This window comes from Citrobacter werkmanii (assembly GCF_008693645.1).
In the GTDB taxonomy this organism is placed as follows: Bacteria; Pseudomonadota; Gammaproteobacteria; order Enterobacterales; family Enterobacteriaceae; genus Citrobacter; species Citrobacter werkmanii.
Map to the genome: position 1 here is coordinate 2491154 of NZ_CP044101.1, position 23690 is coordinate 2514843.

Sequence of the window (23690 nt, forward strand, 5' to 3'; positions counted from 1 at the left end):
TGCAACTTTTAACGGTAGGCGATAAAATAATAACGCGTAATGAAAATGTTATTTTCCGTTGCCTGCCTGACCCGCTACAATGTCAGACTACTGCCGTAAAAGAAGTTTAAGGAAGCAAGATAATGAGCACCACTATCGAAAAAATCCAGCGCCAGATCGCTGAAAACCCAATTCTCCTGTACATGAAGGGTTCCCCTAAACTGCCAAGCTGCGGTTTCTCCGCTCAGGCCGTACAGGCGCTGTCCGCCTGTGGTGAACGCTTTGCTTATGTTGATATTCTGCAGAACCCGGATATTCGCGCCGAGCTGCCGAAATACGCAAACTGGCCGACCTTCCCACAGCTGTGGGTTGATGGCGAGCTGGTTGGCGGTTGTGACATTCTCATTGAAATGTACCAGCGCGGTGAGTTGCAGCAGCTGATTAAAGAAACAGCGGCGAAATACAAAACCGAAGAGCCGGACGCTGAGTAATATCAGCTGACATAAAAAAGCGACCTGTGAGGGTCGCTTTTTTTATCGGTCCGTTATGCGTCTTCCGGCACGGGGAGAGGCCAGCCGCCGAGGCGTTTCCAGCGGTTAACGATTTCACAAAACAGCACGGCCGTACGTTCGGTATCATACAGCGCCGAGTGCGCCTGAGTGCCATCAAATTCCATTCCTGCCGCCAGGCATGCTTTTGATAACACAGTTTGCCCCAGTGACAGACCGCTTAATGCCGCAGTATCAAAGGTAACGAACGGGTGAAACGGGTTACGTTTCAGTGAGGCGCGTTCTGCAGCGGCCATCATAAAACTGTGGTCGAATGTGGCGTTATGCGCCACCATGATTGCCCGATTGCAGCCGCTGTCTTTAATGCCTTTACGTACCATTTTAAAGATGGCATGCAGAGCGTCGTATTCACTGACTGCGCCACGTAAAGGATTGTTAGGGTCAATACCGTTAAAGGCGAGCGCTTCAGGCTGCAAATTTGCCCCTTCAAACGGCTCTACGTGGAAATGTAACGTCGTGTCCGGCATCAGCCAGCCTTGTTCATCCATTTTCAATGTGATGGCTGCGATCTCAAGCAGCGCATCGGTTTTGGCATTAAACCCTGCGGTTTCGACATCAATGACGACAGGGTAAAAACCACGAAAACGGTCACACAGACCGGAAAGTTGAGCGTTATCGGACATCTGGGTCTCTTAATACGGGAAAATTGCAGCGCGTATTATGGCAAAATGATGATGATAAAACTACGGGCACAGACGATCTGCGCCCGAGGGGGAGGTTAGTCGCCCAGGCCGCGCCCGGCGTCTTTCTCTTCAATTAATTCAATTTTGTAGCCGTCCGGATCTTCAACAAACGCGATCACGGTTGTGCCGCCTTTTACCGGGCCAGCTTCACGCGTCACGTTACCACCGTTCTGACGAATACGTTCGCAGGCTTCAGCCGCGTTGTCTACGCTCAGGGCGATATGACCGTAGGCTGTGCCCAGCTCATAGTTGTCAACGCCCCAGTTATAGGTCAGTTCGATCACGGCTTCACTGGTTTCAGGACCGTAGCCAACAAAGGCCAGAGAGTACTTGTATTCAGGGTTTTCGCTGGTACGCAGCAGCTTCATGCCCAGCACGTTGGTATAAAACTCGATGGAACGCTGCAGGTCACCCACGCGCAGCATGGTATGAAGTAAACGCATCTTTTTCCCCTTCGAAAATGGCTAATACATTCAGTATGTTGTTTTAGTATAGCGGCGTTGTTACGCCGCTATCAATGGCAGAACGGAGATTGTGACGTTAGAGGGTCGGGTAATCGGTGTAACCTTCCGCGCCACCGCCGTAGAAGCTTTCGGCACGCTGTGGGTTCAGTTCCGCTTTATGTTGCAGACGCGCCACCAGATCCGGGTTAGCGATGTAAGCGCGACCAAAAGCAACGGCGTCGATCAGACCTTTCTCGATCAGCGTTTCGGCTTTTTCAGGTGTGTAAGCGCCCGCGCCAATGATCGGACCGTGGAAACGGGCACGCACTTTCTCGCGGAACGCGTCGGAATACGGCTCACCACCGGCCCAGTCTGGCTCAGACATATGCAGATAAGCGATGCCACGCTTGCCCAGTTGTTCAATCAGATACAGCGCGTCGGCTTCTTCATTCGGACCGTTGTCGACGTTCTGGAAAGAGCCAATCGGAGAGACGCGAATACCAATGCGGTCGGCACCCCATTCTTTAATACCGGCATCGACAACTTCCAGCACCAGACGCGCACGATTCTCGACGCTACCGCCGTATTGATCGGTACGCTGGTTAGAGGTTGGCGACAGGAACTGGTGCAGCAGGTAGCCGTGGGCGGAGTGCAGTTCTACCATGTCGAAACCCGCTTCACGCGCGTTAGCAATTGCCTGACGGAAATCATTAACGATACCCGGAATTTCTTCCGTTTCGAGTGCGCGCGGCATAGTCGTATCGGCACGCGTCGCCAGACCGTTTTCATCGCGCAGTGAGGTGCGGGTACCGGCGCTAATCGCGGAAGGTGCTACCGGTGGCTGGCCGTTTGGCTGCAGACTGGCGTGGGAGATGCGCCCGGTGTGCCACAACTGGACAGCAATATGACCTTGCTCAGCATGTACGGCTGCAGTGATTTTCTTCCATGCGGCAATCTGCGCTTCGCTGTGTAGTCCCGGCGCACCGGCATAGCCTTTCGCCTGGGCGGAAATCTGCGTCGCTTCACTGATGATGAGTCCCGCGCTGGCGCGTTGACGGTAATACTCGGCCATCAGCGGAGTAGGGATGTCGCCAGGCTCAATGCTGCGCAGACGCGTCAATGGCGCCATAAAAACGCGGTTTGCTGCCGTAATGGCACCCACTTTCAGTGGGGAAAACAATTTTTCAGATGACATGTGGTACTCCTGAATAGACCGGTCGTCTAGTAATAAAAGAAATAAAAACGCCTGTTAAACGGCAGGCGTTGTAATGATGGTTTTAACGTGCGCCAGCGCATTTTCCAGCGGCGTGGCGCTACGAGAAATCTTGGCCTGAAGATTGGCGCCCAGCCACAGCGCATACAAAACCTGCGCCTGCTGTAATGGCTCGCCAACAAAAGACAGACAATGATTGGCCTGACCTTTCTCCAGCGCCTGCGCCAGCAACGCAATAATGTGTCGCGCGCCTTTATCCATCGCGGTACGCATATCTTCTGACAGATCGCACACTTCGGCAGACAGTTTAACGGTTAAACAACCGCTAATAATGCCGTGCTGGCTAAACTGATTCAGGGTTTCCTGATAGTAAGCCAGAATCCTGTCGCGGTAATTTCCCGCCCCCGTATCAAAATGCGTAGCCAATCGCTGATGATAAGCCGCATAGTGGCGTTCCAGCATCGCGACGCCGAAAGCTTCTTTTGAGCGAAAATAGTGATAAAACGAACCCTTAGGCACTTCAGCGGTTTTCAGTAGCTCACTCAGGCCCATGCCGGTGAAGCCACGCTGCATGCACAGCAGCTCGCCAGTCGCCAGAAGATGTTCGCGTGTATCGTGTTCAGTGACTTTGTTCATGAAAGAAGCATAATAGACCAGTCGGTCTAATGCAATAGCGCTTGCGAGAAATTCAGTTAACGTCTTCAATAGATATATCAATCTTACTACAGGAGGGGATGTGGCCGAACAGCTGGAATTTTTCCCCGTCCAGAGCCCATGCCGTGGTATATGTCAGTCTGACGAGCGCGGCTTTTGCCGTGGCTGTTTTCGTAGCCGGGATGAGCGTTTTAACTGGCAAAAAATGAGCGATGCCGAAAAGCAGGACGTGCTGCGTCTTTGTCGTCAGCGCCTGATGCGTAAATTACGTGCAAACAAACCCAACCCGCCGGAAGAACCGCAACAACCTTCACTCTTTTAAAAGCGTAATTGCGTATACTCGATGCACATTCATTTATAAGGAAGCTGCTATGGTTCAGCGTATTACTATTGCGCCGCAAGGCCCGGAATTTTCTCGCTTTGTGATGGGTTACTGGCGCCTGATGGACTGGAATATGTCCACGCGTCAGTTAGTCAGCTTTATTGAAGAGCATCTTGACCTGGGCGTTACCACCGTCGATCACGCCGATATCTACGGCGGATACCAGTGTGAAGCAGCGTTTGGCGAGGCGATGAAGCTGGCTCCGCATTTACGTGAGAAAATGCAGATTGTCACCAAATGCGGGATCGCCACGACGGCACGCACGGAAAATGCGCTCGGGCACTACATTACCGACAGCGACCATATTATTGCCAGCGCGGAACAATCGTTAAAGCTGTTGGCGACCGATCATATTGATTTGCTGCTGATCCATCGTCCCGATCCACTGATGGATGCAGACGATGTGGCCGACGCATTTAAAAAATTGCACCATAGCGGCAAAGTGCGTCACTTTGGCGTCTCTAATTTCACCCCTGCGCAGTTCTCGCTGCTGCAATCGCGTCTGCCGTTTACTCTGGCGACCAACCAGGTTGAAATTTCACCGGTGCATCAGCCACTCCTGCTGGATGGCACATTAGATCAATTGCAACAGCTGCGTATCCGCCCGATGGCCTGGTCCTGCCTCGGAGGCGGTCGTCTGTTTAATGACGATGCCTTCCAGCCGCTGCGCAATGAACTGGCCGCGATCGCAGAAGAGTTGAACGCACAGTCTATTGAGCAGGTGGTGTACGCCTGGATTTTACGTCTGCCTTCGCAACCGCTGCCGATTATTGGTTCGGGTAAAATCGAGCGTGTTCGTGCCGCCATTGAGTCCGAAGCGCTGAACATGTCTCGCCAACAATGGTTCCGTATCCGTAAAGCCGCGCTCGGTTATGACGTGCCTTAATCGCGTTTTTGGCGCTTCACCGTTCAAATTTGTGTCACTGGTTTACACTTATCAATCAGACACCTTTTAGACGGAGGTCTTATGAAGCGTTTGAGTTTAGCCATTATTACCTTACTGGCCTGTGCAGGTGCGCAGGCTGCCAGTGAAGAAAAAGTGACGATGAATCTGGTGACGTCGCAAGGCGTCGGCCAGGCGATTGGTACTGTCTCAATTACTGAAACCGGAAAGGGGCTGGAATTTACCCCCGATTTGAAAGCGTTGCCGCCGGGTGAACATGGTTTCCATGTGCATGCCAACGGCAGCTGCCAACCGGCGATTAAAGACGGGAAGGCGTCAGCGGCGGAATCAGCGGGAGGGCATTACGACCCTCACCAAACGGGTAAACACGAAGGCCCGGAAGGTGCAGGCCACATGGGTGACCTGCCGCTGCTGGTGGTGAATAACGATGGTAACGCCACAACACCGGTCGTTGCGCCCCGGCTTAAATCCTTGGATGAGGTAAAAGGTAAGGCGCTGATGATTCATGTGGGCGGCGATAATATGTCCGATCAACCGAAACCGCTTGGCGGTGGCGGAGCGCGCTACGCCTGTGGCGTTATCAAATAGTCAGCTGCCTAGCGTACCCGGTGGTGGCGCCTGTTCAAGCTGTGACAGCGAGCAGTGCAGCCGCCAGACGAGGGCCGACAACTCCTGCGCAGCAGGTTGGTGATGGTGGGCGAGCGTATCGCAGATACGCTGTAGCTCGTTTAGCGTGGCATTCAACGGTCGTTGTTGGACGCCGCGCTCACTCATCACGTCGCGAAGCAACGCGATACACACGTCCCTGACGCGAGCCAGCGGATCTGAGCGCGCCTCCCAGGTACGTAGTTGCCACACCACATGCGAGCAGTTCAGCAAGACAACCCCCCAACGTAATAACCAACGCCTCGCCAGCGCATCCTGACTGTTACTCAGCTGGCTGACGTGATGATAGGTCAACGACTCAAATTCATTCTCACTGAGTGCAGGATGTCGGCTGAGCTGATCGACAAAATCCCGACGCAGGGCGCGAATATGACGGCGGCTTTTCCGCGCATCCGATCCGGGGCGTAGAATAGCGAATGCTAGCCATGACAGCGCCACGCCGGTGATTTTCGCCAAATTGTCATTCAGAAAATCAGCAAAATCGTATACCGGGGGATTCGTTACCGCGATGAATGATCCCATAAACACGATAAGCTGCCCCCAAAGCCCCGCCAGCGCAGGCATTTGTAGCTTTAACAACTGCATGGTGGCGAGGAGCGGGAAGAGAAACAGGATGAACTGCCAGAGGTCGGTAATCTGTACCATCAAACCAAACTTGACCACAAAGCTAAACAGCGACAACAGAACCAACGTGCGCATTAACAAGGAAAGTGATTTGAAGGGCGTGGCAACGGCGGAATACAACACGCTGCTGATGGCCGCGAGCGTGAGTGCGCCAGATCCTGATTCCCATTGTGCGCCAATGCTCCATGCGCCGATAAGCATCAAAGTGCAGAACGTGCGCAACCCGCTCCAGATAGCTTCCGCATTATCGGTATGGCGGGCAAGCCCTGGCGTACGAGCAACATTGATACGTTCAGCGGTAACGCCATTTTCCAGCAAATGCAGGTAATGGCTGCTACGTAAGTAGAGGCGGCAAAAATAGCGCAGCCGTTGCCAGAAGGCGACGTGTCGATAATCGCGGGCATCGACGGGCCGCAGTGGGGCGATGATACGCGCGACGGTATAGCTGTCGGTATTGGATTTGACCAGCGCGCCAAGTAATTGCTCAATGATATCGCGGGTATTAGCGGGAGGATTAGGCCAGTTCAGCAGCATTCTGCGCAGGCTGGAAATCACGCTGGTCATACGTAGCTGCTGATGCAACAGCGAATTGAGTAAGGCATTTTGGCGGCGAAAGCGGTAGTGACTCCAGAACGCCTGTATACGCAACAGGTTCATAGTCAGAATCTGGCCGATAACACCTTCATGTGCCGTGCGGATGGCATCCGTTGTCTCCGGTTGCCAGAGCAAACTGGCATGTTCCAGCAAACGCGTATGCATGTTTTTCAGTGCTGTAAGCAACGTGGTGCCATCGGAGGTGCTGGGTAGGATCATCATCATCATACCCCCGCACAAGATGCCGACAATGACCTCGCATACGCGGGCCTGCGCGATATCCCATAACTGCGTGATCTCGACGGTATTGACCATGGGAAACGCGATGATCGCCGCCGTGTAACCCGCCAGTTGAAAGGCGTAGGCGACGTTATTAGTAAAATGCGCGCAGGCCCAGGTACAAAAGCCGATCCAGATTGACATGCTCAGCAGAAAAAGCCACGGTTCATTAAGGGTATGGCCGGCAATAATCAGTGCGGCTGTCGCGCCAAGTAAACTACCGGCTACACGGCCCAGGCTTTTGCTGATCACCCCGCCGACGGTAGGGAAACTCACCACCGCCGCGGAAGTCATCGCCCAATAGGGCTCGTCCAGATTGAGATAATAGGCGAAGGTTAACGCCAGACACATTGCAATGGTGTTACGCAGCGCATAACGCCACTGTGCCGGCGTGGCTTTAAACCATGGCCAATTGCCTGGCGTCAGGGGGGGCATTTTCATTTACGCTGGCCGATGGAGACGCTACAGGTGGTACCAGAAACCAGTGTGACATCCTGCGGTAAAGCGTCAAATTCAATGCGTACAGGGACACGCTGCGCCAGACGTACCCACGGCACGTTAGGTTTGATGTCGGGAATCAGACCGGAATCGCTTTCAACACTTTGGTCATAAATTGCGCGACCGATGCTGGAGACGTGACCCTGTAACTTAACGTTGCCGCTATAGAGTGTAATTAACGCCGGTGCGCCTTCGCGTATGTGACGCAACTTCGTTTCTTCAAAATACCCCATCACATAAAAAGAGTGGCTGTCGACAAGAGCAAACAGCGGCTTACCGGTTGAGGCGTAGTCGCCGGTGCGGGTTGAAAGGTTGGTGACCCAGCCCGCTACGGGCGCTTTGACGACCGTTTGCGACAGTTGCCATTGCGCCTGGCGCAAACTGGCCTCGGCTGCTTCAACGCTTGCCTGCATCGCTTTTACGTTGAGGTTGGCGGTATCCAGATCTTCGGCTGAGATATAATTTTGCGATAAGTGACGACGGCGATTGGCTTCGTTATTCGCTTTTGCCAGATCGGATTGTGCTTTCGCCAGCTGTGCTTGCGCATTCAGTTCAGCAATGTGAAACGGCGTCTTGTCGATAGTAAACAGGACATCACCTTTATTCACGAACTGGTTATCTTTTATATTGAGTTCATTAATGCTGCCCGAAACCTGCGGTGTGATGCTGACCTGTTCTGCGCGCACTTTGCCATCACGTGTCCAGGGCGATTGCATATAGTAATTCCACATCCACCATCCGGCAAAAACTGCGATTGCAGCGACTATAATGGTTGAGAAGTATTTAATGGTTTTGAGCGACATAATCACCACACAATCAGCATAACAAAGGCCAGACCTACGCTAAGCGTAAAGAGAGACAGATCCATCAACAGGGGATGCCAGATCTCACCGGAATAAATCCAGTCGCGCAGCAGGCGATGAACAACCAACCAGAGAATAAACCCTGCGACAAACGCCTTGAAAATGGGAGGGAAGTAGACAGATGCACCGATCATTAAATCTTGTAGGGGCAATCCTGTTGCATTAAACATAAACTTCACGGGCAAAATCCTTGACGGAAGAGAGCATTGCTATAGGTTTAGCAAAAAAGAGACGATGAGTCTCTGTAACACATAATGTCTGAAAAAATGTCAACCGGTAAGCAAATTTGGCAATACATTTGTTTTGAGAATACAAATGCTGCACACTATTCTAAAATCAGTACAATAACTTAGCAAGCTAATTATAAGGAGATGAAATTGGAATCGCCATTAGGTTCTGATCTGGCACGGTTGGTGCGCATTTGGCGTGCTCTGATTGACCATCGCCTGAAACCTCTGGAGTTGACGCAGACGCATTGGGTTACGCTGCACAACATTCATCAGTTGCCACCGGATCAATCGCAGATCCAGTTGGCTAAAGCGATTGGCATCGAACAGCCTTCGCTGGTACGTACGCTTGACCAGTTGGAAGAAAAGGGACTCATTTCACGACAGACTTGCGCCAGCGATCGTCGGGCAAAGAGAATTAAACTGACTGAGAAAGCCGAACCACTGATCGCAGATATGGAAGCGGTTATCAACAAGACACGTGGAGAGATTCTGGAAGGGATTTCAGCTGAGGAAATTGATCTGCTGATAAAACTGGTCGCCAGACTGGAACACAATATTATTGAACTGCAGTCTCAGGGCTGAGACGAGAGATGACGTGTGGCCAGAGCCTGACCACACGTAAATTCGATTAACGTGGAGACACGGTAACCTGGCTACCGTTGTTCGCCATAACAACACGCTGACCCGCAGAGAATTTGGTCGCGCCCTGTTTCTGAACCACCATGATGGTATTACCATCATCCTTACGGATTTCCAGTTCGACACCCTGAGTTTTATTCATCGCGCCTTGCACGCCCTGGCCCGCAACGCCACCGGCAACTGCGCCTGCAGCCGTCGCTAATGAACGACCCGTACCGCCGCCGACGGTGTTACCCAGGAACCCGCCGAGCACCGCACCACCGATAGCGCCAATTACGTTTGCGTCATCGCCACCCTGGATTTGCACCGGACGAACATGAACAATCGTACCGTAGGTAACGTTCTGAACTTGTTTCGCTTCGGATGCGGTATATACGTCGCCTGAAAGGCTATCATTGTTCACGCAGCCCGCTAAAGATACGCCCATTAATGAAACAATCAGCACACGTTTAATCATTTACAAATCTCCTTTGTCACCACGAAACGCTAATAAAGCCCCATCATGGTTAAATTATATGGCATTTGTGAGCCTGAGGTCACATGTTCCACTGGCACAATATGAAAATCTTAACCGAAATCGGATCAACCGAGTATAAACGAATCATTCATATAATTGATGTAATTAAGCGACCGTTGGCATGATTTCCTCTCAAAAATCATTCAGGAAGCATGGCATTAGTCTGCACTTTATGGTTGAGTGTCAAGGCTAATTTGCTTAAAAGGATGACGTATGAAATCGGGCCGTTTTATCGGTGTTATGTCTGGAACCAGCCTTGATGGCGTCGATGTTGTGCTGGCGACAATAGATGAAACGATGGTTGCACAGCAGGCGAGTCTGACCTGGCCTATCCCTGGTCATGTAAAACAGGCGATTCTGGATATCTGCCAGGGGCAGCAGCTTACGCTTTCTCAGTTTGGTCAACTGGATGCGCAACTGGGTTATCTTTTTGCTGAGGCGGTAAATGCGCTACTGGCGAAGGAAAAATTGAAACCGCAGGATATCGTGGCGATTGGCTGCCACGGACAAACCGTGTGGCATGAACCGAACGGCGCCGCGCCGCACACGCTGCAAATTGGTGATAACAACCAGATTGTCGCGCGTACCGGGATAACCGTCGTCGGCGATTTTCGTCGACGTGACATCGCGCTCGGTGGGCAGGGCGCGCCACTTGTTCCTGCGTTTCATCAGGCACTGTTGGCTCATCCTACGGAACGGCGGATGGTGCTGAACATCGGCGGAATTGCCAATTTGTCTCTGCTTATTCCGCAACAACCCGTTCGTGGATACGACACCGGGCCGGGCAATATGCTGATGGATGCCTGGATCTGGCGGCAATGCGGTCAACCTTACGACAAAGATGCGCAGTGGGCCATTTCAGGAACGGTAGTCCTGCCGTTGCTGCAAAATATGCTTAACGACCCTTATTTTTCCACGCCTGCGCCCAAAAGCACTGGTCGTGAGTATTTCAATTACGGCTGGATAGAGCGTCATCTGGCGCAGTTCCCGGGAATCAGCCCACGCGATGTACAGGCGACGCTTGCCGAACTGACGGCCGTCACCATTTCAGAGCAGGTCTTGTTAAGCGGCGGCTGTGATCGCCTCATGGTATGTGGCGGTGGAAGCCGTAATCCGCTGCTGATGATGCGTCTGGCGGCATTATTGTCAGGTACCGAAGTCACCTCTACCGATGAAGCCGGGATCAGCGGCGACGATATGGAAGCGTTAGCCTTTGCCTGGCTGGCGTGGCGAACGCTGGCTGGATTACCGGGAAATTTACCTTCTGTGACCGGGGCGTCAGAGCTGAGCGTGTTAGGGGCGATTTATCCTGCCAATCCGCGAACTCAGAGTTAACTGAAATTATTCAGCGCGGCATACCGGTAAACTAGGGATATTAGGGAGGGTGCCATTACCCTCCGGGACCAGGAAAGTCTTCAGGATAGGGCTATGAAAAAACTGTTGTTAGTATGTCTGCCGGTACTGCTTAGCGGGTGCAGCGTGTACAACCAATTTGTTGAGCGTATGCAAACCGACACGCTTGAATACCGCTGTGATGAAAAACCGCTTACCGTGAAGCTGAACAATACGCGCCAGGAAGTGAACTTTGTTTATGATAATCAGCTATTGAACCTCAAACAGGGCATGTCGGCATCGGGGGCGCGCTATACGGATGGTATCTACGTCTTCTGGTCTAAAGGCGACGAGGCAACGGTCTATAAACGAGACAGAATTGTGCTAAATAACTGTCAGTTACAGAACCCGAAGCGTTGAGATTTTCACCTGGGCGGCGCACAATAGCGTCACCCACTGACAATCCGTAGCCCAACATCATGTCTGATAACGACGAATTGCAGCAAATCGCGCATCTGCGCCGTGAATACACGAAAGGCGGTCTTCGCCGCCACGATCTTCCCGCCGAGCCCCTTGCGCTGTTTGAGCGTTGGCTGGGGCAAGCCTGCGATGCCAAACTGGCAGACCCTACTGCTATGGTTGTTGCGACCGTTGATGAAAACGGTCAGCCGTATCAGCGCATCGTGTTGCTCAAACATTATGATGACAAAGGGCTGGTTTTCTATACCAACCTCGGTAGCCGCAAGGCGCATCAAATCGAGAAGAACCCCCGTATCAGTCTGTTGTTCCCATGGCATACCCTGGAACGGCAGGTGATGGTCATTGGCAAGGCTGAGCGCCTTTCCACGCTTGAGGTGGTGAAGTATTTCCACAGTCGCCCACGCGACAGCCAGATTGGCGCCTGGGTATCTAAACAGTCCAGTCGAATCTCCGCTCGCGGCATTCTTGAAAGCAAATTCCTTGAGCTGAAGCAGAAGTTTCAGCAAGGGGAAGTTCCGTTGCCCAGTTTCTGGGGCGGCTTTCGCGTAAGTATTGAACAAATGGAGTTTTGGCAGGGCGGCGAAAATCGTCTGCACGATCGTTTTTTATACCAACGTGAAGATAACGCGTGGAAAATTGATCGTCTGGCCCCCTAAAGATGCAAAATTCTTGTTTTAAGCGCTGGTGCTGATCAATCCGGCGCTTTATTCTATGTTTCTTTCGCATCAGGCGAAAAGTCGTGTACCGGCAAAGGTGCAGTCGTTTTATACATGGAGATTTTGATGGCAAGCAGTAACTTGATTAAACAATTGCAAGAGCGGGGGCTGGTGGCCCAGGTGACGGACGAGGAAGCGTTAGCAGAGCGACTGGCGCAAGGCCCGATCGCGCTCTATTGCGGCTTCGATCCTACCGCTGACAGCTTGCATTTGGGGCATCTGGTTCCATTGTTATGCCTGAAACGCTTCCAGCAGGCAGGTCATAAGCCTGTTGCACTGGTAGGTGGCGCGACCGGTCTGATTGGTGACCCGAGCTTTAAAGCCGCCGAGCGTAAACTGAATACCGAAGACACCGTGCAGGAGTGGGTGGATAAAATCCGTAAGCAGGTTGCACCGTTCCTCGATTTCGACTGTGGCGACAACTCGGCGATTGCTGCGAACAACTACGACTGGTTTGGCGGTATGAATGTACTGACTTTCCTGCGTGATATCGGCAAACACTTCTCTGTTAACCAGATGATCAACAAAGAAGCGGTTAAGCAACGTCTGAACCGTGACGATCAGGGGATCTCCTTTACCGAGTTTTCTTACAATCTGCTGCAGGGCTATGACTTTGCCTGCCTGAATAAACTGCACGGCGTGACGCTGCAGATTGGTGGTTCTGACCAGTGGGGTAACATTACCTCAGGTATCGACCTGACCCGCCGTCTGCACCAGAATCAGGTATTTGGTTTGACCGTTCCGCTGATCACCAAAGCGGACGGCACCAAATTCGGTAAGACCGAAGGCGGCGCAGTGTGGCTGGATCCGAAGAAAACCAGTCCGTACAAATTCTACCAGTTCTGGATCAACACCGCCGATGCGGACGTTTATCGCTTCCTGAAATTCTTCACGTTCATGGACATTGAAGAGATCAATGCGCTGGAAGAAGAAGATAAGAACAGTGGTAAAGCACCGCGCGCCCAGTATGTTCTGGCTGAGCAGGTCACACGTCTGGTTCACGGTGAAGAAGGTCTGGTTGCGGCAAAACGCATTACCGAAAGCTTGTTCAACGGCAACCTGAGCGATTTGAGCGAAGCGGATTTCGAACAGCTGGCGCAGGATGGCGTGCCGATGATTGAGATGGAGAAAGGTGCGGATCTGATGCAGGCGCTGGTCGATTCCGAACTGCAACCGTCTCGCGGCCAGGCGCGTAAGACCATTGCGTCTAACGCGGTGACCATCAACGGTGAGAAGCAATCCGATCCGGAATATTTCTTCCAGGAGAGTGATATCCTCTTCGGGCGCTACACCTTATTGCGCCGTGGCAAGAAGAACTATTGTCTGATTTGCTGGAAGTAAGATTTAGTTAGCAGGGGCGTGGGAAACTACGCCCCTTTATTTTTTCAGGGTTGTGATAAGTAAAATGAAAAATATCCTCGCCATCCAGTCCCACGTTGTTTTTGGTCATGCGGGCAACAGCGCGGCTGAATTTCCGATGCGTCGTCTTGGCGCAAATGTCTGGCCGTTAAATACCGTGCAGTTCTCTAACCACACGCAGTACGGCAAATGGACCGGTTGCGTTATGCCGCCGACTCATCTGACTGAAATCGTGCAGGGTATTGCCGATATCGATAAACTCCAGACCTGTGACGCAGTACTAAGCGGCTATCTTGGCTCGGCAGAGCAGGGTGAGCATATTCTGGGTATTGTGCGCCAGGTTAAAGCGGCCAATCCGCGGGCAAAATACTTTTGTGACCCCGTGATGGGGCATCCGGAGAAAGGGTGTATCGTCGCGCCGGGCGTGGCGGAATTTCATGTGCGTCATGCGCTTCCCGCCAGCGACATTATTGCCCCGAACCTGGTTGAACTTGAAATTCTGTGCGAACATGCGGTTCACAATGTGACTGAAGCGGTGATGGCTGCCCGTGAACTGATCGCCCAGGGGCCAGAAATTGTGCTGGTGAAGCATCTGGCCCGCGCAGGTATTAGCACCGATCGTTTCGAGATGCTGCTGGTCACTGCGCAACAGGCGTGGCATATCAGCCGCCCATTAGTCGATTTTGGCGCGCGTCAGCCAGTTGGCGTGGGTGACGTTACCAGCGGCTTGCTGCTGGTGAAACTGCTCCAGGGCGCGTCTTTACAGCAGGCGCTTGAGCATGTGACGGCGGCAGTGTACGAAGTGATGATCGCCACCAAAGAAATGCATGAGTATGAACTGCAGGTGGTAGCCGCTCAGGATCGTATCGCGATGCCTGAACACTACTTTAGCGCGACGCAGTTGTAATCAATGCCCGATGGCGCTCACGCTTATCGGGCGTACGTTTGGCCGTCAGCCAGCCAAGTAAGTAGGCCGGATAAAGCGCCTGGCGCCGCCATCCGGCACATTAGTGATTAGCTCAACCCTTCTGCTTTAAGCGCTGCGGCAACCGCCGGGCGTTCAGTCATACGCGCCATATACGCCTCGATATGGCTTAATCCTGCCATATTCAGCTTAACCGCATAAGCCCAACGCAGCACGGTGAACAGATAAGCGTCTGCAATGCTGAAGCGCGGGCCGCAGATCCATTGCTCATCTTTCAGCGATTCATTCACGTACTGCATTTTTTTCTCCAGCTGCGCGCGAACAGTTGGCTTGAAGTCTTCCGGCGTATCGGGACGGAACAGCGGGGTAAAACCTTTATGCAGTTCTGTCGCAATGTAATTAAGCCATTCGATGGTTTTGTAACGGGAGAGGCTGCTGGTAGGGGCGAGGAGGTGGCGGTCTGGCACTGTGTCCGCCAGGTACTGCATGATGGCGACGCCTTCGGTTAGTAATGTACCGTCGTCCAGCAGCAGCGCGGGAACTTGTCCTTTGGGGTTTACCGCGAAAAAATCATCGCCGTTTTCCAGACGTTTCTTCATCAAATCGACACCATCCAGCGTGAAATCTTTACCGCTCTCACGCAGCGTGATGTGGGAAGCGAGAGAACAAGCGCCCGGTTTGTAGAATAGTTTCATCGGTAACTCCTTTTGGCTGAGGTTTATCGTATGGTAGTGCTACCTCAGGTAAAAAAAAAGCCGCTAACAACAGTTAGCGGCCTGAAAATGAGTTTCCCTGAGAATTACGCTGTCGCGGCCTTAGAGGCTTTCTCATTAACGTCATCGTCCTGAGTCATACGATTCAGTTTCGGCGCCGTCAGCAGCATCAGAACAGCGATAACCGCCGTTGCAACACCAATCTGCAGGAACACACGACCGTAGACTTCCAGAGACATCAGCGGGTCAGTCACGTTTTCTGGAACTGCCATCATGTTGGCGACGTAACCGCCGATGATGTTTGCACCGGCAGTGGTCAGGAACCAGCTCCCCATGATGAAGCCCATCAGACGTTGCGGAACCAACTGCGCCACCATGGCCAGACCCAGACCGGAAATCATCAGCTCACCGATGCTTTGCAGGCCATAGCAGATGATCAGCCAGTTAACAGAAACGATGCCCGCATCAGTGGCGAATTTCGCACCCAGCGGCAGGATCAGGAACGCACCGGAACACAGCACCATACCAATCGCGAACTTGGTCGGCATCGGCAGCGTATCACCCATCTTGTTATAGATAGCGGCGAGGATTGGGCTACCAATGATGATCCAGAACGGGTTCAGCGCCTGGTACTGCTCAGGTTCAAAAGCAATACCCAGAATAGAGTGTTCAACGTTACGAATCGCGAAGAAGTTCAGTGAAGTCGGCATCTGGCTGTACAGCACGAAGAAGATAATCGCTTCCAGCATCAGAATGAAGGCGACGATCATTTTACGACGCGCAGCACCGTGCATGGTGAAGGCTTCTTTACCGAAGATAAATACGATACCAATGGCAATCACACCCAGAACCATACGGGCGATTTCCTGGTTGTGCAGCAGCCAGGTCGCAATCGCAATCAGAACCACAACGCCAGCGATGGTCAGCAGCAGGTTACGGAAGTTGATCGGCTCAAAGTCAGGTTTAGAACCGTACTGTTTAACCCAGCGCTGACAAAATGCGAAGTTAACCACGGTGATCAGCATACCTACGACGCTCAGCGCGAACGCGGTGCTCCAGCCGTAACGCGCAGCTAACCATGGCGTTGCCAGCATAGAGAAGAATGAACCGATGTTGACGGACATGTAGTACATGGTAAATGCACCATCAAGACGCGGGTCATCTTTTGCATAGCAGGTAGAGAGCAGGGAGGATGGGTTGGCTTTAAACAGGCCGTTACCGACCGCGATGGCCGCCATGCCCATATAAACAATACCGGCATCGTGACCGGACCATGCAACCAGCGCATAACCGATGGCCAGAACAATGGCGCCCAGCATAATGACACGTTTTGTTCCCAGAACTTTATCACCTAACCAGCCGCCGATGGCAACCAGACCATACACCAGGGCGCTAAAGGACGAGAAAAGGGTGATGGAATCCGCTTCTGACATACCCAGTTGCTTAACCAGGTAGACGGCCATAATCCCTTGCAGGCCGTAATAACCAAAACGTTCCCACAGCTCTATCGAGAAAATGAGATAGAACGCTTTCGGTTGTTTGAAGGCGTTTAAACTAACGCTTTCTGTTGGTTTATTGTTTGCAGTAGACACTTTTACCTCTTTTTTTACATCCCATATCAACGGGGGTGTTCAGGTACGTGATGAATCAAGTTCATCCGTCCGATTGTTATAGTGGGAGGGGAAACGGCAAGTAATGTTCACTATCTTGACCATTCAGACAAGTGGTTTGTAATAATCTGTTACATATATCCTGGGTGGTGAAATCATCGGTACAGAGAAATGTTATCTAGCGTTAAATTTTTTCATTTGAAAAATCGCAGATTTTTACACTGTTTAAGTCACCCAAAAACCGTAATGCGGCGATATGTTCTGCTATTTGCGGTTGAATCCAGTGATATAGGCCATTATCTGAAAAATAGCCAGTGTAATGTTTTGTTTAGAAACTGTTCAGTAAGGTCATCTGATTGTCACTTTAACTAAAAAATAAAAATTATTTAACATTGTGTTGTCTGAGTGATCTGCATCACGTATAGATAGAAATTTCTATTACTAAAAAAACGATTAACCTGCTCAGGTGTTTATACACAAGAATAATGCGTTAGATATGCGCAGTTGAATGGCATCATCGACGGGAAAAGATTGTTTAGGGAGTGCATAACTAATCGTTATGTGTCAAAGGGGCAAAGGGAACGCCCCATCAGTATCAGATATCAACTTTCTCTTTGAATTCGCAGAGATCTTCGATGATGCAAGAACCGCAGCGCGGTTTTCTGGCAATACAGGTGTAGCGGCCATGAAGGATTAACCAGTGATGGCAATCGACTTTAAATTCACTCGGTACGACTTTCAGTAATTTTTCCTCTACCTGCTCGACGTTTTTGCCTGGCGCAAATTGCGTGCGATTACAGACGCGAAAAATATGGGTATCTACCGCAATGGTAGGCCAACCGAAGGCGGTATTTAACACCACGTTGGCTGTTTTTCGCCCAACCCCGGGCAGGGCCTCTAATGCGGCCCGGTCTTCTGGCACTTCGCCATTATGTTTGTCCAGCAGAATGCGGCAGGTCTTAATCACGTTCTCCGCTTTGCTGTTGAACAACCCGATTGTCTTGATGTAGGACTTAAGCCCGTCTACGCCGAGCTCCAGCATAGCGGCAGGGGTATTGGCGACAGGGTACAGCTTAGCCGTGGCTTTATTGACGCTGACATCGGTGGCCTGCGCGGAGAGCAAGACCGAAATCAGCAGTTCGAACGGCGATGTAAAATTCAGCTCAGTGGTTGGATGCGGATTGTTATCACGCAGGCGTGTCAGTATTTCCAGCCGTTTTGCTTTGTTCATTACACATTCCCTGTTTCACCAACCGGACTGTCTGCAACAGCCGCTTCGGCACGACGTTTCTTCATTTTCTCATCGATCAGATATTTCACCGCCAGCATCAGGCCCAGACCAATGAAAGCGCCCGGTGGCAGCATGGCCAGCAGAAACGGCGTATCGGTATGGAAGATCTCTACGCGTAGTACTTTAGCCCAACTGCCTAACAGACCGTCTGCGCCATCAAATAGCGTGCCGTTACCAATTATTTCACGCAGCGAGCCCAGAACAAACATGGCCCCCGTTGCGCCCATACCGATGGAGAACCCATCAAGGGCGGATAATGCCGGCCCTTTTTTAGCCGCGAAGGCTTCAGCACGACCAACAACAATACAGTTGGTCACAATCAGCGGAATAAAGATCCCCAGAGACTGATACAGGCCAAAAGCGTAAGCATTAATCAGCATCTGTACCGCACTCACGACGGAAGCGATGATCATGACATAAATCGGAATACGAATTTCAGACGGTGTCCAGCGACGCAGGGCTGAAATGGTCAGGTTCGTCAGCGTCAGGACGAGCGTAGTCGCCAGTCCCAGACCTAACGCATTGGTGGCGGTAGACGTTACCGCCAACAGCGGGCACATACCAAGTAACTGCACAAGCGCGGAGTTATTTTTCCATAACCCCTGGACAATGACATCTTTAATTTCGCTCATGGTTTATTCTCCACAGACGCTAAGTTGAGGGAGTTGCGCAGGCAGCGTCTGCGCATACAAACCGGCGCGTTTCACCGCATTAACTACCGCACGCGGCGTAATGGTTGCGCCAGTAAACTGGTCGAAGTCGCCGCCATCTTTCTTCACCGCCCAATGGGCATCGTTACCCGCGGCGATCGTTTTGCCGCTAAAGTGGGTGATCCAGTCGGACAGACGCAGCTCAATTTTATCGCCCAGCCCCGGCGTTTCATGGTGTTCAGTCACGCGTGTGCCCAATACGGTACCTGTGAAATCCACACCAACCAACAGCTGAATAGCGCCGGAATAACCATCTGGGGCAGTGGCTTCGAGAATTGCCGCAACAGGTCGATCGTCCTGGCGCGCGATATACACACGGTGAGTCCCTTTACCTAACGCTTGCGCATTCACCAGATAGCAACTCTCAGACAACGCGTTATTGTAGCGATCGCCAGGCAGAACCTGATCAAACAATACTTTTTGCTGCAACGCCGCTTGTTCATCGATAGTGGATTTGGTTAATTGATTGATTGCCGCGGTTAACCCCGTAGATCCGGCGGCAAACAGCGCCAGAGTAATACCGTGTTTACGAATCGTTTTCAGCATATGTTGTCCTTAGCGATGTCCGTACACGCGAGGGCGGGTGTAATAATCAATCAGGGGAACCGTAATATTTGCCAGCAACACGGCAAAGGCCACGCCATCAGGATAGCCACCAAAACTGCGGATTAACCACACTAACAAACCCGCAAGCGCGCCAAAAATCAGGCGACCACGGTTGGTGGTCGATGCCGTAACGGGATCGGTAAGAATAAAGAAAGCGCCGAGCATCGTCGCGCCAGAAAGTAGATGTAACTGAGGCGATGCCAGCGACTCTGGCGAGAAAATCCAGCCTAAAGTAGCGCAAATAGCGAGCGACAGCAGGAAACTAACCGGGATATGCCAGCGAATCGCTTTTTGCCATAACAGCACAATGCCGCCAGCCAACCAGGCAAGGTTAACCCACTGCCATCCGGCGCCCGCGAGCATGCCGCTGTAAATCGGGTACTGCATTACCTGTTCAACCGTTCGTCCCGCATGCAGAGAAGTTTTGAAGGTATCAAGGGGCGTAGCCTGGCTGATGCCGTCGATTCCCATACGGAGCGCGTTCATATCGCTGCCGCCCGCGGTATGTCCGGTAAAGATTACGTTCAGAGCGTCAAAGAATCCGGGTACCGTGGCTGCAATTTCCTGCGGCGGCAGCCAGCTTGTCATCTGCACCGGGAATGAGATAAGCAGTACGACGTAGCCAATCATGGCGGGATTGAACGGGTTTTGTCCGAGGCCGCCATACAGCTGTTTTGCAATGATAACGGCAAATACCGTGCCTAATACCACCATCCACCAGGGGGCCAGCGGAGGAATACTCACGGCCAGCAGCAACCCGGTGAGGAGCGCGGAGTTATCTTTTAAAATCGGCGCAATGGGTTGTTTACGCAGTTTAAGTACGACCGCTTCGGCGCCGATAGCGCTAATGGCGGCCAGAACGATCTGCAACAACGTCCCCCAGCCAAAGAACCACAGCTGCGCGACGATCCCCGGCAATGCAGCAAGTAACACCAACATCATGATGCGTGATGTTTGACGCTGGTTATGGGTATAGGGGGAGCTTGCTATTCTGAATACCATTTATTCCTCGTTTACAACCTGCTGCTGTGCGGCTTTTTTAGCCTGGGCGCGTGCGATAGCGGCCGCGACGGCGGCTTTACGCGGATCCACCGGTTCAGCGGTTTCAGTCACAGACTGCTGCTCCAGCTTACGGGCTTTGGCGCGGGCGATTGCCGCTTCGACGGCGGCTTTACGCGGATCCACCGGTTCAGCGGTTTCAGTCACCGACTGCTGCTCAAGCTTACGGGCTTTGGCGCGGGCGATTGCCGCTTCAACTGCCGCTTTACGTGGGTCAACCGGTTCAGCGATTTCAGTGACCGGCTGCTGCTCAAGTTTACGGGCCTTGGCGCGGGCGATTGCCGCTTCGACTGCCGCTTTACGCGGGTCGGTACCCGCGCTGCTGTCTTCAATTTTGTGTGAATTTTCCGTCCGGGCCGCACGAGCCTGTGCTTTACGCGCCTCGCGAGCGGCAATCACTGCGCTATTGTCAGGTTTTTCGCCAGCCTGAATAACAACCGGTTGCATTGCCTGAGCCTGTTTCTCTTTTACGCGAGCCAGCGCGGCGGCGATGGCATCATGATCTTTAGCCGCAGGCTGTACGGCAGCGCTTTTGTGGCGTTCAAGACGTGCGGCTTTTTCACGCTCAAGTCGCGCCTGTCGGGCTTCAAAACGTGCTTTGGCTTCCGCGGCGCGTTTTTCTTCCTGGCTAATAGCATAAATCTCGGCCTTTTCCTGGCGGAAATACTGCACCAGCGGAATATTGCTTGGGCATACCCATGCGCAAGCGCCGCATTCGATGCAGTCTGCAATATTGTGAGTTGTGGCTTTATCGTGCTGCTGCCCTTTACTGAACCAGTAGAGTTGCTGTGGCAGAAGATCGGCCGGGCAGGCATCGGCGCAGGCGCTACAGCGAATGCAGCCTTTCTCCTCCGGCGTTTCACCCATTTCACTGGCAGAGGGGGCCAGAAGGCAGTTGGTGATCTTCACCACCGGTACATCCAGCCACGGCAGCGTAAACCCCATCAGCGGCCCGCCCATAATCACCATCTGGTCGGCGGAAGGGCAGAAACCCGCGTCGCTGAGCAGATGACGAACCGGCGTACCTAAACGCGCCCAGACGTTGCCCGGACGGCTGACGGCTTCGCCTGTAAGCGTCACAACACGCTCGGTAATAGGTTCTCCGTCAATGACCGCACGTTTAATCGCGTAGGCGGTCCCGACGTTTTGCATCAGCACGCCAATATCTGAGGAGCGTCCGCCATGAGGTACCTGCTTACCGGTCAGAATTTGCGTTAACTGCTTGGCGCCGCCGGACGGGTACTTGGTTGGGATCACGCGTAAGCTGATATCGTGTGAATTGGCCAGCACCGCACGCAGCATGGAAATTGCCTGCGGTTTGTTATCTTCTATTCCCAGCAGGATCTCACGCGGCTGAAGAATGTGCGCGAGGATGCGGATACCCTCGACGACCTGAGCCGCGCAGTCCTGCATCAGACGGTCATCCGCCGTAATGTACGGCTCGCATTCTGCGGCGTTGATGATCAGCGTTTCAATTTTATCGCCGCCGCCCTGTAGCTTAACCCCGGTTGGGAAACCTGCGCCGCCCAGACCGGCGACGCCGTACTGATGAATACGTGCAATAAGCTCTTCCCGACTACGGGAACGGTAATCGGCCCAGCCATCACGCTCAATCCAGCGGTCTTCGCCATCGGCATCAATGATGACGCTTAGCTCGGCTAATGCCGAAGGGTGTGCGGTGGAATGCGGCGCAATAGCAACAATAGTGCCTGACGTTGGCGCATGTACCGGCAGCATTTTGCCACGCCCGATGGTTAACGCCTGGCCACGCAGGACGGTGTCGCCCACGTTGACACACAGTTCACCTTCCGCGCCAATATGTTGTTTCAGGGGAATAACGAAGCGCGGCGCCAGCGGAACCTGCCGCAGCGGCGTACCGTTTGACTGGGTCTTCATTTCTGGTGGATGAATGCCGCCATCAAAGTCCCAGATTTTGTTTTTTCTGAATGCAGAGAATAACTTAAACATGTTGTTCCACAGGAATGATGCGCACAGGGATAGTGTTTAAATCCCATTTCCAGCTATCGGGCGTCTCAGCCACCGGGCGTAATTCGATACATTGCGTTGGACATGGGTCAACGCACAGGTTGCAGCCGGTGCAGAGATCGCTCATCACTGTGTGCATGGCGCGGGTCGCACCCACAATGGCATCGACCGGACAGGCCTGAATGCACTTTGTGCAACCAATACAATTATTTTCATCAATGACCGCCAGCATTCGCACGGGCGTAACATCTTGTTCATCACCATCAATCGGCTGCGGGTCGACGTTCAACAGGGCAGCGATTTTTAACATCACGGCTTCACCACCGGGCGCGCAACGATTGATTTTTTCACCCTGCGAGCCGATCGCTTCAGCATAGGGATGACAGCCTGGATAACCGCACTGTCCACACTGGCTTTGCGGGAGAATTTCATCAATTTTCTCCACGACCGGGTCATCCTCAACGGCAAAGCGTCGCGAGGCGTAACCCAAAATAGCGCCGAACGCCAGACCCAGCAGACTCACTGCGGCAACGGCAATCCAGATAGCATTCATTACAACTTCACCAAACCACTAAAGCCCATAAAGGCCAATGACATTAAACCGGCGGTAATCAGCGCAATCGCATTACCGCGAAACGGAGCAGGGACGTCTGCCACAGCGAGGCGTTCGCGAATGGCGGCAAACAGTACCATTACCAGTGAGAAGCCGACGGCGGCAGAAAAACCGTATAGCGCCGACTGTAAGAAGTTATGGCCGAGGTTAATATTCAGCAACGCCACCCCCAACACCGCACAGTTTGTGGTGATCAGCGGTAAGAAGATCCCCAGCAGGCGGTAAAGCGCAGGGCTGGTTTTACGGACCACCATCTCGGTAAATTGCACGACGACGGCGATGACCAGAATAAAAGCCAGCGTGCGCAGATAGATGAGATTGAGCGGAATGAGGATCCAGGTATCAATCAACCATGCGCAAATAGAGGCCAGCGTCATGACAAACGTCGTGGCCAGGCCCATACCCATTGCGGTTTCCAGTTTTTTGGAAACGCCCATGAACGGACAGAGGCCCAGAAACTTAACCAGTACAAAGTTGTTGACCAGCACAGTTCCGACAAACAGCAGCAGGTAATCAGTCATTTTTCGGCCTGAAATAAAAAAGCCGCCTATTA

The 23690-nt window shown here is 52.6% G+C and carries 26 protein-coding genes and 1 pseudogene; 10 read left to right on the forward strand and 17 right to left on the reverse strand.

Features of this window, described 5'->3' with window-relative positions; genetic code table 11:
* Nucleotides 1-122 precede the first annotated feature (122 nt).
* Entirely contained in the window at nucleotides 123-470 is a 348-nt protein-coding gene (grxD, locus tag FOB24_RS12610) for a monothiol glutaredoxin 4 (protein WP_003832760.1), read from the forward strand.
* Nucleotides 471-523: 53 nt separating this feature from the next.
* On the opposite strand, the gene rnt is transcribed toward grxD, so the two are convergent.
* The 4 genes from rnt to FOB24_RS12630 all read right to left on the reverse strand — a co-directional run bounded on the left by rnt (nucleotide 524) and on the right by FOB24_RS12630 (nucleotide 3523).
* Nucleotides 524-1171, reverse strand: a complete 648-nt coding sequence (gene rnt / locus FOB24_RS12615; RefSeq protein ID WP_038640374.1) for a ribonuclease T — start codon at nucleotides 1169-1171, stop codon at nucleotides 524-526.
* A gap of 95 nt (nucleotides 1172-1266) precedes the next feature.
* A complete protein-coding gene (gloA, locus tag FOB24_RS12620; protein ID WP_038640376.1) occupies nucleotides 1267-1674 on the reverse strand; it encodes a lactoylglutathione lyase in 408 nt (135 codons plus the stop codon).
* A gap of 97 nt (nucleotides 1675-1771) precedes the next feature.
* The gene (gene nemA / locus FOB24_RS12625) at nucleotides 1772-2869 is read right to left on the reverse strand and encodes an alkene reductase (protein ID WP_038640378.1); all 1098 of its coding nucleotides are present in this window, start codon (nucleotides 2867-2869) and stop codon (nucleotides 1772-1774) included.
* A gap of 54 nt (nucleotides 2870-2923) precedes the next feature.
* Nucleotides 2924-3523 (reverse strand): TetR/AcrR family transcriptional regulator, encoded by a 600-nt coding sequence (locus tag FOB24_RS12630; protein WP_038640379.1) that lies wholly within the window; start codon nucleotides 3521-3523, stop codon nucleotides 2924-2926.
* 100 nt (nucleotides 3524-3623) lie between these two features.
* On the opposite strand from FOB24_RS12630, the gene FOB24_RS12635 reads away from it, so the two are divergent.
* The 3 genes from FOB24_RS12635 to sodC all read left to right on the forward strand — a co-directional run bounded on the left by FOB24_RS12635 (nucleotide 3624) and on the right by sodC (nucleotide 5415).
* Nucleotides 3624-3863, forward strand: a complete 240-nt coding sequence (locus tag FOB24_RS12635; protein WP_038640381.1) for a DUF1289 domain-containing protein — start codon at nucleotides 3624-3626, stop codon at nucleotides 3861-3863.
* Nucleotides 3864-3912: 49 nt separating this feature from the next.
* Nucleotides 3913-4809: an aldo/keto reductase gene (locus FOB24_RS12640; RefSeq protein ID WP_069324199.1), complete on the forward strand. Its 897-nt coding sequence runs from the start codon at nucleotides 3913-3915 to the stop codon at nucleotides 4807-4809.
* 81 nt (nucleotides 4810-4890) lie between these two features.
* Nucleotides 4891-5415, forward strand: coding sequence for a superoxide dismutase [Cu-Zn] SodC (gene sodC / locus FOB24_RS12645; RefSeq protein ID WP_038640384.1), 525 nt, complete (start codon nucleotides 4891-4893; stop codon nucleotides 5413-5415).
* Here the strand turns inward: sodC and FOB24_RS12650 are convergent.
* The 3 genes and pseudogenes from FOB24_RS12650 to FOB24_RS12660 form a co-directional block, all read right to left on the reverse strand.
* Nucleotides 5391-7431, reverse strand: a pseudogene (locus FOB24_RS12650) (FUSC family protein). The gene sodC and the pseudogene FOB24_RS12650 sit on opposite strands and share 25 nt — an antisense overlap.
* Nucleotides 7428-8291: an efflux RND transporter periplasmic adaptor subunit gene (locus tag FOB24_RS12655; protein ID WP_038640386.1), complete on the reverse strand. Its 864-nt coding sequence runs from the start codon at nucleotides 8289-8291 to the stop codon at nucleotides 7428-7430. Before FOB24_RS12655 ends, FOB24_RS12650 begins: the two are co-directional and overlap by 4 nt.
* Before the next feature lie 2 nt (nucleotides 8292-8293).
* Nucleotides 8294-8530 (reverse strand): DUF1656 domain-containing protein, encoded by a 237-nt coding sequence (locus tag FOB24_RS12660; protein ID WP_038640388.1) that lies wholly within the window; start codon nucleotides 8528-8530, stop codon nucleotides 8294-8296.
* Between the two features lie 192 nt (nucleotides 8531-8722).
* Between FOB24_RS12660 and slyA the strand changes: the two genes are divergently transcribed.
* Nucleotides 8723-9163 carry a transcriptional regulator SlyA gene (gene slyA, locus FOB24_RS12665; RefSeq protein WP_019076732.1) on the forward strand — a complete coding sequence of 147 codons (441 nt, stop codon included), beginning with the start codon at nucleotides 8723-8725 and terminating at the stop codon, nucleotides 9161-9163.
* A gap of 46 nt (nucleotides 9164-9209) precedes the next feature.
* Here slyA and slyB read toward each other — a convergent pair whose 3' ends face one another.
* Nucleotides 9210-9677, reverse strand: coding sequence for an outer membrane lipoprotein SlyB (slyB, locus tag FOB24_RS12670; RefSeq protein WP_003029175.1), 468 nt, complete (start codon nucleotides 9675-9677; stop codon nucleotides 9210-9212).
* A 273-nt stretch (nucleotides 9678-9950) separates the two neighbouring features.
* Between slyB and anmK the strand changes: the two genes are divergently transcribed.
* The 5 genes from anmK (at nucleotide 9951) to pdxY (ending at nucleotide 14531) form a co-directional block, all read left to right on the forward strand.
* A complete protein-coding gene (gene anmK / locus FOB24_RS12675) occupies nucleotides 9951-11072 on the forward strand; it encodes an anhydro-N-acetylmuramic acid kinase (RefSeq protein ID WP_121529009.1) in 1122 nt (373 codons plus the stop codon).
* A 93-nt stretch (nucleotides 11073-11165) separates the two neighbouring features.
* Entirely contained in the window at nucleotides 11166-11489 is a 324-nt protein-coding gene (gene mliC / locus FOB24_RS12680) for a C-type lysozyme inhibitor (protein ID WP_038640393.1), read from the forward strand.
* Nucleotides 11490-11548: 59 nt separating this feature from the next.
* Nucleotides 11549-12205 carry a pyridoxamine 5'-phosphate oxidase gene (pdxH, locus tag FOB24_RS12685; RefSeq protein WP_038640396.1) on the forward strand — a complete coding sequence of 219 codons (657 nt, stop codon included), beginning with the start codon at nucleotides 11549-11551 and terminating at the stop codon, nucleotides 12203-12205.
* A 126-nt stretch (nucleotides 12206-12331) separates the two neighbouring features.
* On the forward strand, nucleotides 12332-13606 hold the full coding sequence (gene tyrS / locus FOB24_RS12690; RefSeq protein ID WP_038640399.1) for a tyrosine--tRNA ligase: 1275 nt from the start codon (nucleotides 12332-12334) through the stop codon (nucleotides 13604-13606).
* Between the two features lie 64 nt (nucleotides 13607-13670).
* The gene (gene pdxY / locus FOB24_RS12695; protein ID WP_038640402.1) at nucleotides 13671-14531 is read left to right on the forward strand and encodes a pyridoxal kinase PdxY; all 861 of its coding nucleotides are present in this window, start codon (nucleotides 13671-13673) and stop codon (nucleotides 14529-14531) included.
* A gap of 107 nt (nucleotides 14532-14638) precedes the next feature.
* Here the strand turns inward: pdxY and gstA are convergent, their stop codons facing one another.
* The 9 genes from gstA to rsxA form a co-directional block, all read right to left on the reverse strand.
* Nucleotides 14639-15244 carry a glutathione transferase GstA gene (gene gstA, locus FOB24_RS12700; protein WP_150344993.1) on the reverse strand — a complete coding sequence of 202 codons (606 nt, stop codon included), beginning with the start codon at nucleotides 15242-15244 and terminating at the stop codon, nucleotides 14639-14641.
* A 104-nt stretch (nucleotides 15245-15348) separates the two neighbouring features.
* Nucleotides 15349-16854 (reverse strand): dipeptide/tripeptide permease DtpA, encoded by a 1506-nt coding sequence (gene dtpA, locus FOB24_RS12705; protein WP_038640405.1) that lies wholly within the window; start codon nucleotides 16852-16854, stop codon nucleotides 15349-15351.
* 613 nt (nucleotides 16855-17467) lie between these two features.
* Nucleotides 17468-18103 carry an endonuclease III gene (gene nth / locus FOB24_RS12710; RefSeq protein WP_150344994.1) on the reverse strand — a complete coding sequence of 212 codons (636 nt, stop codon included), beginning with the start codon at nucleotides 18101-18103 and terminating at the stop codon, nucleotides 17468-17470.
* Nucleotides 18103-18795, reverse strand: a complete 693-nt coding sequence (locus tag FOB24_RS12715; protein WP_038640410.1) for an electron transport complex subunit E — start codon at nucleotides 18793-18795, stop codon at nucleotides 18103-18105. The genes nth and FOB24_RS12715 overlap by 1 nt, the downstream gene beginning before the upstream one ends.
* 3 nt (nucleotides 18796-18798) lie before the next feature.
* Complete coding sequence (gene rsxG, locus FOB24_RS12720; RefSeq protein ID WP_150344995.1) at nucleotides 18799-19419, reverse strand: electron transport complex subunit RsxG; 621 nt, start codon at nucleotides 19417-19419, stop codon at nucleotides 18799-18801.
* Between the two features lie 9 nt (nucleotides 19420-19428).
* Entirely contained in the window at nucleotides 19429-20481 is a 1053-nt protein-coding gene (gene rsxD, locus FOB24_RS12725) for an electron transport complex subunit RsxD (protein ID WP_079224331.1), read from the reverse strand.
* Nucleotides 20482-22506, reverse strand: coding sequence for an electron transport complex subunit RsxC (gene rsxC / locus FOB24_RS12730; protein ID WP_085049397.1), 2025 nt, complete (start codon nucleotides 22504-22506; stop codon nucleotides 20482-20484).
* Nucleotides 22499-23077, reverse strand: coding sequence for an electron transport complex subunit RsxB (gene rsxB / locus FOB24_RS12735; RefSeq protein WP_032943340.1), 579 nt, complete (start codon nucleotides 23075-23077; stop codon nucleotides 22499-22501). Before rsxB ends, rsxC begins: the two co-directional genes overlap by 8 nt.
* On the reverse strand, nucleotides 23077-23658 hold the full coding sequence (gene rsxA, locus FOB24_RS12740; RefSeq protein ID WP_003029144.1) for an electron transport complex subunit RsxA: 582 nt from the start codon (nucleotides 23656-23658) through the stop codon (nucleotides 23077-23079). Before rsxA ends, rsxB begins: the two co-directional genes overlap by 1 nt.
* Nucleotides 23659-23690 lie beyond the last annotated feature (32 nt).